15 protein-coding genes and 1 pseudogene are annotated in these 14,410 nt (G+C 54.6%); 7 read left to right on the top strand and 9 right to left on the bottom strand.

Features of this window, described 5'->3' with window-relative positions:
• Window positions 1–35 precede the first annotated feature (35 nt).
• Entirely contained in the window at window positions 36–284 is a 249-nt protein-coding gene (locus KGP25_RS05955; RefSeq protein ID WP_013097677.1) for a DUF1158 domain-containing protein, read from the top strand.
• Between the two features lie 54 nt (window positions 285–338).
• Here the strand turns inward: KGP25_RS05955 and KGP25_RS05950 are convergent, their stop codons facing one another.
• Both KGP25_RS05950 and KGP25_RS05945 read right to left on the bottom strand, forming a co-directional pair.
• Window positions 339–680 carry a RamA family antibiotic efflux transcriptional regulator gene (locus KGP25_RS05950; RefSeq protein WP_010428317.1) on the bottom strand — a complete coding sequence of 114 codons (342 nt, stop codon included), beginning with the start codon at window positions 678–680 and terminating at the stop codon, window positions 339–341.
• A 32-nt stretch (window positions 681–712) separates the two neighbouring features.
• Window positions 713–1,816, bottom strand: a complete 1,104-nt coding sequence (locus KGP25_RS05945; protein ID WP_223540102.1) for an MBL fold metallo-hydrolase — start codon at window positions 1,814–1,816, stop codon at window positions 713–715.
• 190 nt (window positions 1,817–2,006) lie between these two features.
• Between KGP25_RS05945 and KGP25_RS05940 the strand changes: the two genes are divergently transcribed.
• From KGP25_RS05940 to nfsB, 3 genes and pseudogenes are all read left to right on the top strand, one after another.
• Window positions 2,007–2,597 carry a TetR/AcrR family transcriptional regulator gene (locus KGP25_RS05940; protein WP_048026898.1) on the top strand — a complete coding sequence of 197 codons (591 nt, stop codon included), beginning with the start codon at window positions 2,007–2,009 and terminating at the stop codon, window positions 2,595–2,597.
• Complete coding sequence (locus KGP25_RS05935; RefSeq protein WP_023293103.1) at window positions 2,587–2,955, top strand: MmcQ/YjbR family DNA-binding protein; 369 nt, start codon at window positions 2,587–2,589, stop codon at window positions 2,953–2,955. The genes KGP25_RS05940 and KGP25_RS05935 overlap by 11 nt, the downstream gene beginning before the upstream one ends.
• A 120-nt stretch (window positions 2,956–3,075) precedes the next feature.
• Window positions 3,076–3,715: pseudogene (nfsB, locus tag KGP25_RS05930) on the top strand (oxygen-insensitive NAD(P)H nitroreductase).
• 35 nt (window positions 3,716–3,750) lie between these two features.
• On the opposite strand, the gene KGP25_RS05925 reads toward nfsB, so the two are convergent.
• The 3 genes from KGP25_RS05925 to KGP25_RS05915 all read right to left on the bottom strand — a co-directional run bounded on the left by KGP25_RS05925 (window position 3,751) and on the right by KGP25_RS05915 (window position 5,357).
• Window positions 3,751–4,038, bottom strand: coding sequence for a helix-turn-helix transcriptional regulator (locus KGP25_RS05925; RefSeq protein WP_045909670.1), 288 nt, complete (start codon window positions 4,036–4,038; stop codon window positions 3,751–3,753).
• On the bottom strand, window positions 4,019–4,348 hold the full coding sequence (locus KGP25_RS05920) for a type II toxin-antitoxin system RelE/ParE family toxin (protein WP_048026897.1): 330 nt from the start codon (window positions 4,346–4,348) through the stop codon (window positions 4,019–4,021). The genes KGP25_RS05925 and KGP25_RS05920 overlap by 20 nt, the downstream gene beginning before the upstream one ends.
• Window positions 4,349–4,487: 139 nt before the next feature.
• Window positions 4,488–5,357, bottom strand: a complete 870-nt coding sequence (locus KGP25_RS05915; protein WP_045909671.1) for a helix-turn-helix transcriptional regulator — start codon at window positions 5,355–5,357, stop codon at window positions 4,488–4,490.
• Window positions 5,358–5,464: 107 nt separating this feature from the next.
• Here KGP25_RS05915 and KGP25_RS05910 point away from each other — a divergent pair, with 107 nt between their 5' ends.
• Together KGP25_RS05910 and KGP25_RS05905 are read left to right on the top strand one after the other, a co-directional pair.
• Window positions 5,465–6,901 (top strand): MFS transporter, encoded by a 1,437-nt coding sequence (locus KGP25_RS05910; protein WP_223540101.1) that lies wholly within the window; start codon window positions 5,465–5,467, stop codon window positions 6,899–6,901.
• A 65-nt stretch (window positions 6,902–6,966) separates the two neighbouring features.
• Window positions 6,967–8,211, top strand: coding sequence for a mechanosensitive ion channel family protein (locus KGP25_RS05905; protein WP_223540100.1), 1,245 nt, complete (start codon window positions 6,967–6,969; stop codon window positions 8,209–8,211).
• A 104-nt stretch (window positions 8,212–8,315) separates the two neighbouring features.
• Here the strand turns inward: KGP25_RS05905 and pheP are convergent, their stop codons facing one another.
• From pheP to KGP25_RS05885, 4 genes are all read right to left on the bottom strand, one after another.
• The gene (pheP, locus tag KGP25_RS05900; protein ID WP_045909674.1) at window positions 8,316–9,704 is read right to left on the bottom strand and encodes a phenylalanine transporter; all 1,389 of its coding nucleotides are present in this window, start codon (window positions 9,702–9,704) and stop codon (window positions 8,316–8,318) included.
• Window positions 9,705–9,807: 103 nt separating this feature from the next.
• The gene (locus tag KGP25_RS05895) at window positions 9,808–11,991 is read right to left on the bottom strand and encodes a TonB-dependent siderophore receptor (RefSeq protein WP_063621050.1); all 2,184 of its coding nucleotides are present in this window, start codon (window positions 11,989–11,991) and stop codon (window positions 9,808–9,810) included.
• Window positions 11,992–12,157: 166 nt separating this feature from the next.
• Entirely contained in the window at window positions 12,158–12,622 is a 465-nt protein-coding gene (locus KGP25_RS05890) for a hypothetical protein (protein WP_048026892.1), read from the bottom strand.
• Window positions 12,609–13,400, bottom strand: a complete 792-nt coding sequence (locus KGP25_RS05885; RefSeq protein WP_048225983.1) for a winged helix-turn-helix domain-containing protein — start codon at window positions 13,398–13,400, stop codon at window positions 12,609–12,611. The genes KGP25_RS05890 and KGP25_RS05885 overlap by 14 nt, the downstream gene beginning before the upstream one ends.
• Window positions 13,401–13,969: 569 nt before the next feature.
• Between KGP25_RS05885 and KGP25_RS05880 the strand changes: the two genes are divergently transcribed.
• Window positions 13,970–14,410 carry a winged helix-turn-helix domain-containing protein gene (locus tag KGP25_RS05880; protein WP_045416609.1) on the top strand — a complete coding sequence of 147 codons (441 nt, stop codon included), beginning with the start codon at window positions 13,970–13,972 and terminating at the stop codon, window positions 14,408–14,410.

Here is a 14,410-nt window from a genome sequence, read left to right as displayed (position 1 = left end):
GACAATGACATTTTTAACTGACGATTAACATTACGATGAAACACCCGCTAGAATCGCTGCTCACCGCAGGCGGCATTTTATTACTGGCCCTGCTTTCGTGCCTGCTGCTCCCGGCGCCTTCGCTTGGGCTGGTGCTGGCGCAGAAGCTGGTTCAGACCTTTCACATGGTCGATCTTAACCAGCTCTATACCATTCTGTTCTGCGTGTGGTTTTTACTGCTCGGGGCGATTGAGTTCTTCGTGCTGCGTTTCGTCTGGCGACGCTGGTTTTCACTCGCGTCCTGAGCCCATAAAAAAGCCGGGTGGCGGCTACGCCTTACCCGGCCTACACGCGACAGGTTAATGTGTCTGGCTATGGTTCTCTTTACGGTACGCACCCGGCGGCTGGTTGAACGTACGGGTGAAGATACGGGTAAACGTCTGCTGCGAGTCAAACCCGTAACGCAGGCAGATGTCGTACACCCGGGCGTCGGATTCTCGCAGATCGCGCGCCGCCAGCAGCAGCTTACGTTCACGAATATAACGCCCCAGACTCTCCCCTTTGTACTGCATAAACAGCCGCTGCAGGTGCCATTTCGAGTAACCCGCATGGCGGGCAATCTCTTCTATTCGTAATGGCTGGTGCAGATTGTCGTCGATCCATTCGACGATAGTGTCGATGACTTGAGCGGAAATGGTCATACTGCTGTCCCCCTCTGCTTCTCGCTTAAACATTATTCCCACCACGCACGAAAGGTTTGTGCGCTGTCGCTTACCCGGACGGGCTCGCCCAGTTCCGGCGTCAGCAACCGATAATTTTTATCCTTGCTGGCTTTTGCCAGCTGGATCAGCGGATCGTTCCAGGCGTGTTTCGCCAGCACGAAGCGTCCGTTATGCCCGGGCACCACGGCTTTCGCGTTCAGATCCGCCGAGGCCTGCGCCGTTTCCTCCGGCAGCATGTGGATGTACTTCCAGTCCTGGTCGTACTGGCCGTTTTCCATGATGGCGACGTCCACTTCGCCAAACTGTTCACCGATGGCCCTGAAGTGCGGGCCGTAACCGGAATCTCCGCTGTAGTAAACCTTCTGCTCTGGCGTGACGAACATGAAGCTGCCCCACAGGGTGCGATCGCGTTTGATGCCGCGACCGGAGAAGTGACGCGCTGGCAGAACGTGCACCGTCAATTCATCGCTGATGCGTACCGACTGGTTCCAGTCGCGCTCGTCAATAATCTCGGGCTTCATCCCCCAGTAGCGCAGGTGGGATCCCACGCCCAGCGGCGTCACCACCCGCTTCACCTTCGGCAGTAGCGCCTTGATAGTGGCGTAATCCAGATGATCGTAGTGATCGTGCGAGATAATCAGCAGGTCGATCGCCGGCATGCGTTCAGCACGCCACGGATACTCGCCGGCAAAGGCCTTATTGAGGAACGAAAACGGCGCGGCATAGTTGCCAAGCACCGGGTCAATCAGGATGCGTTTGCCTGCGAGCTGCAGATACCACGAAGAGTGACCGAGCCACACCAGGGTGTCCTGCTCCAGCGGCAGGCTCGCAAGATCGGTTTTCACCAGCGGCAGCGGCTGGGCCGGGCGGGCGTTTTCAGTTTTTTTAGTCAGAAACTCCCACATCGCGACCAGCATATTTTTGTCACCGTTATATCCCGGCGTCGGCAGCGTATTGTGGAATTTCCCCTCGCGATACTGTGGGGAGGCCTCCACTTCGGTGAGCCGTTCACCCTGCGGCGGCTGGCCGAATCCGGCATTCAGAACAAACGGTAAACTCGCGGCTGAAGCAATAATCATGATAAACACCACGCAGATGAAGAGAGGTTTTTTCATATCCTGACCCGAAAACGCGCCCCATCCGATAGCGTGCGCAGGGTAAACTTGATTATGAGTGAGTAAGCACTCATTATAGATATGATGATAAAGTCGTCAAGACGTTTTCGATCTTTGACATTCCGCGTTGCAGCGTGTCAAAGCACGTGTTTCAATCAGGGTTTTTATAATTGACAGGAGGAAAAATTTAGTGGCACGTCCGAAGAGTGAAGATAAAAAACAGGCCTTACTGGACGCCGCAACGGCGGCGTTTGCACAGTCAGGCATTGCCGCTTCAACGGCGCTTATTGCCCGTAAGGCGGGCGTCGCCGAAGGCACCCTGTTCCGCTACTTTGCTACGAAAGACGATCTGCTGAATGCCCTCTATCTGCATCTGAAGCAGGATCTCTGCCAGACCATGCTGGCAAACCTCGATCGCACCATCACGCTGCCTAAAGAACATACCCGCAATATCTGGAACAGCTATGTGGACTGGGGTATTCGTAACCCCGTTGCGCATGCGGCGATCCGCCAGATTGGCGTCAGTGAAAAGCTGAGCGTCGAAACGGAACAGGCGGTGAAAGAGATGTTTCCGGAGCTGCATGAACTCTGCCGCCGTTCGGTGCGTCAGGTGTTTATGTCTGATGAATTTAAAACATTTGGCGATGCGCTTTTCTTATCGCTGGCCGAAAGTACGATGGAATTTGCCACCCGCGATCCGTCCCGCGCTGTTGAGTTTAAAGCGCTCGGCTTTGAGGTGATGTGGCGCGGGCTTGCCCAGGAAGAGAGCGATGGACAGTAAAACGTTGCAGGAGCATGCAAAACGCGTGGCGCTTGAACTGCCGTTCACCGAACACTGCTGGCCGTTTGGGCCGGAGTTTGACGTGTTTAAAGTGGGTGGAAAAATTTTCATGATTGTGGCCGTCGCACACGGGCGGCCGCACGTCAGCCTGAAGTCAGACCCGGAGAAATCGCTGTTAAATCAGCAGATTTATCGCGGCGTTGAACCGGGCTATCACCTCAACAAAAAGCACTGGATTTCCCTTTACGGTACGGACGACGTGACGCCGGAACTGGTTACCGATCTCATCAATGATTCCTGGCATCTGGTGGTAGATAAACTGCCGAAAAAAGACCAGAAGTGGATCCGCCCGGTCTGATTGTTCGTCTGAGACGAACAGATTAAACGCTCGAATTGCCCTTATCTTTTTCCCCGTCCCGCTGTAATCTGCTCATCTTTCGCGCCCGCACGCGGGCGAATTTCATCATCAGGAGTTGTTATGGATATCATTTCTGTTGCGCTGAAACGCCACTCCACCAAGGCGTTCGACGCAAGCAAAAAACTGACCGCTGAAGAAGCGGAAAAAATCAAAACCCTGCTGCAGTACAGCCCGTCCAGCACCAACTCCCAGCCGTGGCACTTCATTGTGGCCAGCACCGAGGAAGGAAAAGCGCGCGTGGCGAAATCCGCGGCAGGCACCTATGTGTTCAACGAACGCAAAATGCTGGATGCCTCTCACGTGGTGGTGTTCTGCGCGAAAACCGCGATGGATGATGCCTGGCTGGAGCATGTTGTCGATCAGGAAGAAGCCGACGGTCGCTTCAACACCCCGGAAGCCAAAGCCGCGAACCATAAGGGCCGCACCTATTTCGCCGACATGCACCGCGTGGATCTGAAAGATGACGACCAGTGGATGGCGAAGCAGGTTTAACTTCCTGCTGGGCGTGGGCGCTATGGGCCTGGACGCGGTACCGATCGAAGGTTTCGACGCCGCGATCCTCGACGAAGAGTTTGGCCTGAAAGAGAAAGGCTTCACCAGCCTGGTAGTGGTGCCGGTTGGGCATCACAGCGTGGAAGATTTCAACGCCACGCTGCCGAAATCTCGCCTGCCGCTGAGCACGATTGTGACCGAGTGCTAATCCCTCCTGGCACGCTGGGTTCCGGCGTGCCTGTTTCAATAAAGCGTAATCTGCGGGTGTTTAATCCCACACACCAGCGCATAACGCGTTAACGTATCAAGGCTTGCCCGGGTAATATTCGCTTCCATTCTGGATACCGTGGGTGCGCTGACGCCCATCCGCTCAGCCACCTGCGCGCGCGTCAGGCCAGCATGGTCTCGCCATTGCGCCAGCATCTCTCGCAGGCGTTCCTTGCGCTCTTCTGCATCAAAAGAAGCCTGCACTTCTGAATTGCTTAACAGTTCCGCTCTGAGCTCATCCCAGTCAATAATCTTTTTGCTCATCCAACATCTCCTGTTGTCGTTTCAATGCCAGACGGAGTTCAGCAGAGGGTGTTTTTTGCGTTTTCTTGATAAATACCCGCAGCAGAAAAATTGTCTTTTCCCGCTGATAAACGTAGATCCCACGAGTGTGGATCAGCCCGACGGTTCTGATTTCAAACAAACCATAGGGTAAGGGTTTGCTGTCAGGTTCTCTCAGTACTGTCGGATTGGTGCGTAATTTATCAAGCTGTCGAATCAGCTTCGCCTGCACCCCAGCAGGCAGTGAGAGAATCTCTTCCCTTACCGCCTCATGAACGATAAGTCTGAACACGATATTTCATCCCTGAGAATATTAGCATATAAGGCAATTTGCATTAAAGGCTAATTTAGCTTTTCGTGTCCCACCTTATCCGTTTTTAACAGACAGAACCGGATCCGCTTTGATTACATGAAAGCCCCTCGCAAAAAACTTACTTTCCCTGCGCCGCCAGCCACTCCATTGCCCGCTCTCCCGCTTCATCCACCGGCAGATACACCAGCAGCCGCGATCCGTTTCGCGGCGCGGAATACCAGTACATCTGCTGTAGCGTAAAATCCCCCAGCTCGGGATGGGTAAACAGTTTGAGCTGGTTCTCCACGCCGCGCACGTCGTTGCGCTGGTGCCACAGGGTTTTGAACTCTTCGGACACCGCGAAGAAGCGAGCCAGTTTGGCCTCCCACAGCGGGTCACCCCGGTGTTCGGCCATTGCCGCCCGGAAATAGGAGACAAAGATGGGCAGCACGTCGTCGCGTCTGCCGAGGCGCGCGCGCCACGCCGGATGCGTGAGGAACAGATAAATACAGTTGCGATCTTCGGGAGGGATGTCATTGAAATCGACGCCCATCAGATGCCCGAAGCTGTCGTTCCACGCCACGATATCGAAGTTCGGTTTTTGAATGCTCGCGGGTTTCGGCATCAGCGTATCCAGCAGGCGTCGGGTGCCTTCGCTGATGCCTTCACAGCAGACCGCCTGTGGTGCTTCACCCGGCGGCAAACCCGCTAACACAAACAGGTGCCGGGCCTCGGTCGGGGTGCATTGTAGCGCTTTTGCCACGGCCGCCATCACCGCGCTGGACGGATTGACGTCCCTGCCCTGCTCAAGCCAGGTGTACCAGGTCACGCCCACGTCAGCGAGCATCGCCACCTCTTCCCGGCGCAGACCCGGCGTGCGGCGACGACCGCTGCGCGGCAAGCCGAGACGCTGCGGATCGAGGCTTTCACGCCGGGCGCGTAAAAATGCCCCGAGCTGTTTTCGGGTGTCATCCTGAAGTGAGACGACAGGTTCAGACATCAGCGCCATAAATCCCCCTGCATGGTAGTGCCAGTACCAGTATAAGCAAGAACTGGTACCCGTTTATCTGATGGTAGATGCTACGACCATCTGTTGAATGACGCAATGGAGTTACCATGAATACGTCAGTTGTTTCACCGGGTCGCGCTGGCCTGATATTGCTGTTAACCGGCCAGATGCTGCCGATGATTGATACCTCAATCACCAACGTGGCGCTGGACGCCATTACCCATTCACTGCACGCTACCGCCACCGAACTGGAGCTCATCGTCGCGCTCTACGGCGTGGCCTTTGCCGTCTGCCTCGCGCTCGGCAGCAAGCTGGGGGATAATTTTGGCCGTCGCCGTCTGTTCATTTGGGGTGTGGCGAGCTTTGGCCTGGCCTCGCTGCTCTGCGGCATAGCGGGGAACATTGAACAGCTGCTCGCCGCGCGCATCGTTCAGGGCGCGGGTGCCGCACTGATCATGCCGCAAATTCTTGCCACGCTGCACGTGACGCTCAAAGGTACGGCGCATGCTAAAGCCATCAGCCTGTTCGGCGGCATCGGCGGGATTGCGTTTATCGTCGGGCAGATGGGCGGCGGCTGGCTGGTATCGGCGGATATCGCCGGGCTGGGCTGGCGTAACGCCTTCTTTATCAACGTGCCGATTTGTCTGGTGGTGCTGGCGCTGAGCCGCCGCTTCGTACCGGAAACCCGTCGCGAGACGCCGTCACGCATCGACTGGCCGGGTACCGTGTTGCTGGCCATCATGCTTTGCTGCCTGCTGTTCCCGATGGCGCTCGGCCCGCAGTGGCACTGGTCCTGGCCGCTGAAGGCGATGCTGCTCGCCCTTGTCCCGCTGGCATGGCTGATGGCGCTGAATGCGCGCAAAAAAGAGCGTGAGAATGCCCACCCGTTGATCCCGCCGCGCCTGCTTGCGCTTCGCAGCGTGCGCTTTGGCATTCTGATTGCGATGCTTTTTTTCAGCGTCTGGTCCGGGTTTATGTTCTGTATGGCCCTGACCATGCAAACCGGTCTGGGGATGGCGCCGTGGCAATCCGGGAACAGTTTTATCGCCCTGGGCGTGACCTACTTTGTTTCGGCGTGGTTCGCACCTCGGCTGATTGCCCGCTACAGCACCAGCACCATCCTGCTGACGGGTCTGGCGATCCAGATTACCGGCCTGCTGACGCTGATCGCCACGTTCCGCGTTTGGGGCATGGAGAATACCACCCTGACGCTGGCACCCGCGACCGGACTGGTGGGCTACGGGCAGGCGCTGATCGTGAACAGTTTCTACCGCATCGGGATGCGCGACATTCAGCCTGACGACGCGGGAGCCGCGAGCGCTATTTTAAGCACCCTGCAGCAGGCCGCACTGGGTCTTGGCCCGGCCATTTTTGGCGCCATTTTGCTGCACGCGCTTCAAAACCATCACGGGGATTACACCCAGGCGGTTAACGTCTTCCTCATGGTGGAAACAGCCATGATGGTGGTGCTGGCTCTGGCGACGCTGCGCATCCGCCATCGCCTGTGCCTGCCGGTGGTAAAGGTCTGCCAGACCGCCAAATAAGTTCGTGAATTTGCATAATAGATCCGCAGCCGCCATTATGGGGCTGCAAAAATACAGGAGACGTTATGCAGGAATTGATTGCTCAGGTTGAAGAGTTAGGCATTGAAATTAATCACACCACCTCTTTAGTGATTATCTTTGGGATTATTTTTCTTACCGCCATCATCGTTCATTTTATTCTGCACAAAGGGGTACTTCGCGCATTCGAAAAGCGCGCGCAGGCCAGCAGCCATTTATGGCTGCAGATCATCACCCAGAATAAATTATTTCACCGTCTGGCCTTTACCCTGCAGGGGATAATTGTCAACGTCCAGGCGGTACTGTGGCTGCAAAAGGGCAGCGAAGCAGCGGAAATACTCACCACCTGCGCGAAGCTGTGGGTGATGGTGTATGCCCTGCTCTCCTTCTTCTCACTGCTGGATGTGATTTTCAATCTGTCGCAGAAAATGGCTACCGCGTCACAGTTGCCGCTGAAAGGGATCTTCCAGGGCATCAAGCTGGTGAGCGCCATCCTGGTGGGGATACTGATTATCTCCCTGCTGATTGGCCAGTCCCCGGCGATTCTGATCAGCGGTCTGGGTGCCATGGCCGCCGTCCTGATGCTGGTGTTTAAAGACCCGATACTCGGACTTGTAGCGGGTATTCAGCTTTCTGCCAACGACATGCTCAAGCTTGGCGACTGGCTGGAGATGCCGAAATACGGTGCCAACGGTACGGTGACGGACATCGGCCTGACCACCGTGAAAGTGCGCAATTTCGATAATACGATTACGACCATTCCGACGTGGGCGCTGGTCTCCGATGCCTTTATCAACTGGAGCGGCATGTCGGCCTCCGGCGGGCGACGCATTAAGCGCAGCCTGAACATTGATACCACCAGTATTCATTTCCTCGACGAGCAGGAACAGCAGAAGCTCATTCAGGCGAAACTGCTGAAGCCTTATCTGGCCGCACGTCATGAGGAAATTAACCTGTGGAATCAGCAGAACGGTGAAGGGGAATCGGTATTAAACCTGCGCAAGATGACCAATATCGGCACCTTCCGCGCCTACCTGAACGAATATCTGCGCAACCACCCGCGCATTCGCAAAGATATGACGCTGATGGTGCGCCAGCTAGCGCCTGACGCGAATGGCTTGCCGATTGAAATATATGCCTTCACCAATACCGTGGTCTGGGCAGAATATGAGGAGATTCAGGCCGACATCTTCGACCATATTTTCGCGGTGGTGGATGAATTTGGTCTGCGTATTCACCAGTCGCCGACGGGGAATGATATTCGCGCCCTATCGGGTGTTGTCGCCAAATAATCTTTTTGTAGGCCCGGTAAGCGAAGCGCCACCGGGCGAAAAGGCAGGTGCGCTCTGGAGCCCTCACCCCGCCCCTCTCCCACAGGGAGAGGGAGAAAACGGCGCTACTTTTTGCGCGAGAGCTTAAAAGCAATAAACAGGAACACCACCCACACCGGCAGCAGCATCGCCGAGAGGCGCATCTCATCCATGGTGCACATCAGTACCAGAATCAGCCCCAGGAAAGCGATACAGAGGTAGTTCCCCGCCGGGTAAAGCAGCGCTTTGAACTGCGTTTCGCGCCCCTTGCGGCGCATCGCGGCGCGGAATCGCAGGTGCGCCAGGCAGATCATGATCCAGTTCAGCAACAGCGTAGCGACTACCAGCGCCATCAGCAGGCCAAAGGCCTCTTTCGGCAGCAGGTAGTTGATCAGCACCACCAGCGACGTGATGGCACCTGACAGTAACAAGGAGTTCACCGGCACGCCGCGACGGCTGACGCGGGTTAAGAAGCGCGGTGCGTTGCCCTGAACGGAGAGGCCAAACAGCATACGGCTGTTGGAGTAAACGCCGCTGTTATAGACCGACAGCGACGCCACCAGAATGACGAAGTTCAGCGCAGAGGCGACCACGTTGCTGTTCAGATCGTGGAAAATCATCACGAACGGGCTGCTGTCGGATTTCACTTCCACCCACGGATAGAGCGCCAGCAAGACCACCAGCGAGCCGATGTAGAACAGCAGGATACGGTACACCACCTGGTTAACCGCTTTTGGAATGCTTTTATGCGGGTCGCGCGCTTCGGCGGCGGTAATGCCAATCAGCTCCAGTCCGCCGAAGGAGAACATGATCACCGCCAGGGAAAGGATCAGCCCTTTCCAGCCGGTGGCGAGAAAGCCGCCGTGCTGCCACAGGTTGTCGATCGTGGCGCGCTCGCCGCCGTGGCCTGAGAACAGCAGCCACAGGCCAAAGCCGATCATGCCGATAATCGCCAGCACCTTAATCAGCGCAAACCAGAACTCGGTTTCGCCATACAGGCGGACGTTGACGAGGTTAACGGCGTTAATAATGATGAAGAAGGCCGCCGCCCAGATCCACGTCGGGACATCCGGCAGCCAGTACTGCATATAGATGCCTGCGGCGGTCAGCTCCGCCATCCCCACCAGCACGAACATCACCCAGTAGTTCCAGCCGGACAGGAAGCCGGCAAACGGGCCCCAGTATTTATAAGCAAAGTGCGCGAAGGAGCCTGACACCGGCTCTTCGACAACCATCTCGCCGAGCTGGCGCATGATCAGGAAGGCGATAATCCCGGCGATACCGTAACCCAGCAGCACCGCCGGGCCCGCCATCTGAATAGCGGGGCCGATGCCGAGAAAGAGCCCGGTACCGATTGCGCCGCCAAGGGCAATTAACTGAATATGTCGATTTTGCAAACCACGTTGCAGCGTCGGATTCTGATCCGACGAGGCTTCGGCGCTACCATGGCCTGAAGCGGATGACGCGTCTTTCACGTCCTACCCCTGTCTCTTTTTTAGAAGGGGCACGTTTTAACACTTCATGCTGGAGGTAGCAAGGGATTGGGGCATCCCTGCCCCGGATAACGAGATGGAACGCTTAGAATTCGTAGCCAACCGCGATCTTAAAGGTACGCGGTTCGCCCTGCGTGATGTAGGTACCGGAATCGTCCACGCTGGCCCAGTAGTTTTCATTGGTCACGTTGTCGATGCCCGCGCGCACCGTCATCTGGTTTGCATTGTGGTTCACCGCGAAGCGATAGCGCATCCCCAGATCCAGCGTAGTGTAGCTGTCCAGCTTTTTGGTGTTTGCCAGGTCAGCGTACTGCGCACCGGAGTGGTTGACGCGAGCGGTCGCCGTCAGGCCATCAATCGGCTTGATGTCATACTCTGCACCCAATACGGCGTAAAAGTTCGGAATACCGATCGCATCGTTACCCTGATTGACACCATTTTTGGTTTTGGTCAGCTCGGCCTGCAGCCAGGTGGCGCTGGCGTTGAGGCGCATCCCGAGCATGGGTTCGCCGAAAATGTTCAGCTCCACGCCACGGTTACGCTGTTCAGCATCCAGGCCGTAGTGATTGTTGCTGTCGAGGATCGCCGACGGCATCTTGATTTCAAACAGCGCAAGCGATCCGCCTACGCGGCCAAAGTCCGCCTTTACGCCCACTTCGTTCTGCTTAGAGTGAACGATACCAGTGCTCTGGCCGTAGTTGGTGGCGGTATTAGGCGCGGTTTTGCCCGGCTGCAGCGCTTCGGTATGGTTAGCATAGAGCGAGATTTCCTCCCACGGCTTGTAGACCACGCCGTAGGTTGGCATCCAGCGGCTGCCGTCGAAGCCGTCTGCCGCGTTTTCCGCACCGGTAATTTTGTTATACCCGCGAATGACCACTTTCTGGTGGCGTGCGCCAGCGGTAAACAGCAGTTTGTCGTCCAGCACGCCCAGGGTATCGCTCAACAGCCAGCCCTGGGTACGGGTGCGTCCGCTGGTCAGCGGGTCGCTGTACTTTCCGCCAGATCCGTTGAAGTTGCTGCTGTCCGGCATATCGACCCCGGTGTTGTGGTAGATGTTGGTCGTCGGGTTATCCTTCGTCGCCGACATTTTCCACGCGATTTTTTCGTTTTTGGTCATCGCCGAATAGCCAACGTTGACCTTGTGCGAGATAAAACCGGTATCAAAGTTACCGCGAATGCCCGCCATGCCGCTGACGGAATCGCTGATGCGGTTGGTATCAAGGCGGCTGACCGTTGCCTTACCGCTTTTATCCACCAGCTTCGGCGCGCTGTAGATCCCTTCCTCGTGCGCGTGCTGCGCGCCAAGCCCGGTATAGGCGGTCCAGCCGTCGGTGATGTCGTACTCGCTGCGCCACATCCCGAACTCGTTTTCGATATTGCTGTAGGCCCACTTCTGCGAGAAGTTGCGATCGTTTTTCGGCGGCTCGGGCACGAAATCCACCGCCGATATGTTGACGCTGGTTGGGCTGCCGTGGAAGGTTTTCTTCTGATAGCCCAGATCCAGCGAGGTGCGGAAGCGGTCACCGTTGTAATCCAGGCCGGTAGAGAGCAGCGTGGTGCGGCGGCGATCGTTCGGTATGCCGGTTTCCCCTTCGCGGTGCACCAGGTTCACCCGCGCGCCAAACTGGTCGTTGTCGCCGTAGCGACGGCCCGCATCCAGCGTGGTGCCAATTTGAGAATCTGAGGTGTAGTCGACGCCCACTTTCGCCTGCGGGAGTTCGCCCGCATGTTTTGGCTCAAGGTTGATCATCCCGCCCACGCCGGAACTCGCCGCGCCGTTCATCAGGGCGTTTGCCCCTTTGAAGATCTCAATGCGCTCAACCATCTGCGTATCCACCACCTGACGCGGCAGCACGCCGGACAGACCGCCAAAGGTCATGTCGTCACCGTCGAACTTCAGACCACGGATACGGTAGGTTTCCGCGCTGTTGCCGAAACCCTGGACGAACTGCACGCCCGCATCGTTGGCGACTACGTCAGCAATGGTTTTCGCCTGCTGATCTTCCACCAGCTTTGAGGTGTAGCTGATGATGTTGAACGGTACGTCCATGGCGTTCTGCTGGCCCAGCATCCCCATGCGTCCGCCGTTTGCCACCTGTCCGTCGAGGAAGGCCGGTACCAGCCGATCGCCACCGGGTTTGAACTCGCTGGCAGGCTTAGCCTGCACGACGAGGGTATCTTCTTTTTGATCGTCCGCCGCGAAGGCGGAATGTGTTACCGCGCCAACGGCGAGCGCCAGCAGCGTTTTGTGTATGTTGGTGTTGTTCATCGTTAACTCATTTGAAAGTGCGCGCAAAAATGACCCGTTGTCGGGCCTTAGAATGTATTGATAGCAATGCAAATGAGAACTATACGCATTATCCTTGATGATTCAAGTATTAGCATGCGTAAACTTCAAGCGAGAAAACGGTTCAAGAAGAAGGAGGCATGCTCTTTCAGCTTTTCGAACAGTAAAACGCAGGGGAATTTCCGAAGCTAAACAGATAGCCGGAGGCGTTCACCTGAACAATGCCAAGGCTGATACCGCGGTCGCGATAATAGAAAAAATCGGGAATATAATGGCGAAAGGGTTCGTCTTTTTTGGGCAAGGCATTCGTTTCGTCGGAAACCAATATGACCCTTCCTTCTTCATACCAATATTTGAAGTTAATCTTGTTGCTGATGGTAACGGTGGGCTGTCCTGGCGGACTATATTCACCGGTTGAGTCGTAGACGCCTGAACCATGTTGAAATGAAAAAGACATGAGAGAATCGACCGTCGAATCGCCCTCGACTATCGTTAAATGACTCTCGCAGGTAAAATTATTTCGCTGATAATGAAGCCGGGCGGCATAAAGTATAGGCGCAGCAATAGCCAGGATAACGATTCCCCAGCGCACAGTCTGGCTATCTATTTTCATGATATTGCTCCAGATACATAATCGAATCACAGCGCGCACCGGCGGCGTCGGGTAGCCTGTCGCACACGAGCACTGAAATACCATTCTGAAAATGATTTAGCGTCATCAGAGCCGTCCCCCCTGGAGGACAGTGAATGGGATAACGTTTTTCCAGGGCAGCAAAAATACGCTCACTTTTCGTTTTATCATGCCAGGACGAATAGACTTCACAGCCGTTAACGTTGCCAATGGAAAGATAGTCTTCAAGTCCGGTGCCCTGAGCGTTAATTTCATGGATAAGAGCCAGGCAAGAAGCAATAAATAATAATCCGGCCAAGCCCCACACCATTTTACCACGGAAAAAATGAAGCCCGTGATTAACCGAAGGTGGAGATGTGCGCTGTGCCTCGGGCAACGTCGAGACAGTCTCTAAGACTGCGGGCGTAATGAAATCGTCGAGTGACCCCGTCTGAATATGCGCAACTGACTTAAACCCCTCTTTTGGAATAGTCTGCACGATATTTTCTGTCAGCCCCGCCGTCTTTAGCGCTTTACGGATAGACGCGATAGTCTGATAAAGGGCATTAGTCGTGACGACCGCACCTTGCTTTTCCCAGACAGCAGCAAAGAGATAACGCTGCGACAGCACCTCACCGTTGTGTTCAAGCAGCTGTTGCAGACACTCACTAACGGGACCATGCAAAACAACAGCGCGTTCGGGGTAACTACCCCGTTGACAAAGCTGACGCTTGTCCGGCTCGAAAAGCACCACGTGATTGATCAGGAAAACGGGCTTCATGGCGCGCCTGCGACCAAAAGACAAAAGTAAAATGCATTCATCATTGTTATGTTTTCGCGTCCGTTGACTTTGTCTGATTAAGATTTTAATCAATATTTATCAATCGCTTATAAACAAATCTCGCTTTCACATCCTTTTTTCCCCCTGCTGCGACCTCCGCTTAATCAGTATAAATCATTTAACTTCACTCCTCTTTTTTATTGAAAAATCCTAACCTGACCTTCACCAGATGCCCCTTCATGAGGCTTCAGGTCGTGCGGAACATTCAGAGTGAAAAACTGAAATTTTCTTGAAATTCACGGTTTAATGTTGAGTCACCGTTCAATCACAGAAATTTAGAACAATAAGAAAGTTAAACAAGAAATACTGGAGTTTTATCCTTTATGTATGACTTAAATCGACTAATAAACCATGAGCGAGTGATGTTGAACCGGTTTCTTATAGCGCACAGGGATGTGTATTGGAAAGTATTGATAGCAGCCATATAATCCACCCTACAAACGGTATGGATTATCTCAGCGCTTATATGTAGTGATGCGTGTTCGTCTTCATTTATATGGGTTTTAGTTATGGGTTATCGTCTATACGGATTTATGATCGGTGATGACATTCATTTCGATATTGCCAATCGAAGGCTGTACCGACTCACTGGTAGCCTTACTGATAACAGCATCGCTTTCGCGTCAATCTATTTCAATGAAACGATGCTGCGACTTTTTCTTTATTTGATGATAAATGGCCGAAAAGAGCCTATTTCAAAAGAAGAACTGTTTGAAGAAATCTGGGAGGCACACAACCTGAGTCCTTCCACACAGCGATTATGGCAGGTTCTGCACAATCTCAAGAATAAATTGAAGCTTTTAGGCCTAAACGACGACTTTATTCACAATATTAAAGGGCGCGGTTACATCATTAATAACCCGGATGTAATCCCCGTTTATTACAGAATGAGTGAACTCCCGACTCATTCCGTTAAAAAAGAGGAGAAGACAGATACCCTGAGTGAGTGA

Source organism: Enterobacter sp. JBIWA003 (genome assembly GCF_019968825.1).
In the GTDB taxonomy this organism is placed as follows: Bacteria; Pseudomonadota; Gammaproteobacteria; order Enterobacterales; family Enterobacteriaceae; genus Enterobacter; species Enterobacter quasiroggenkampii.
Note: the sequence above shows the minus strand (reverse complement) of the source record. Positions and strands in the feature narration are given on the sequence as shown.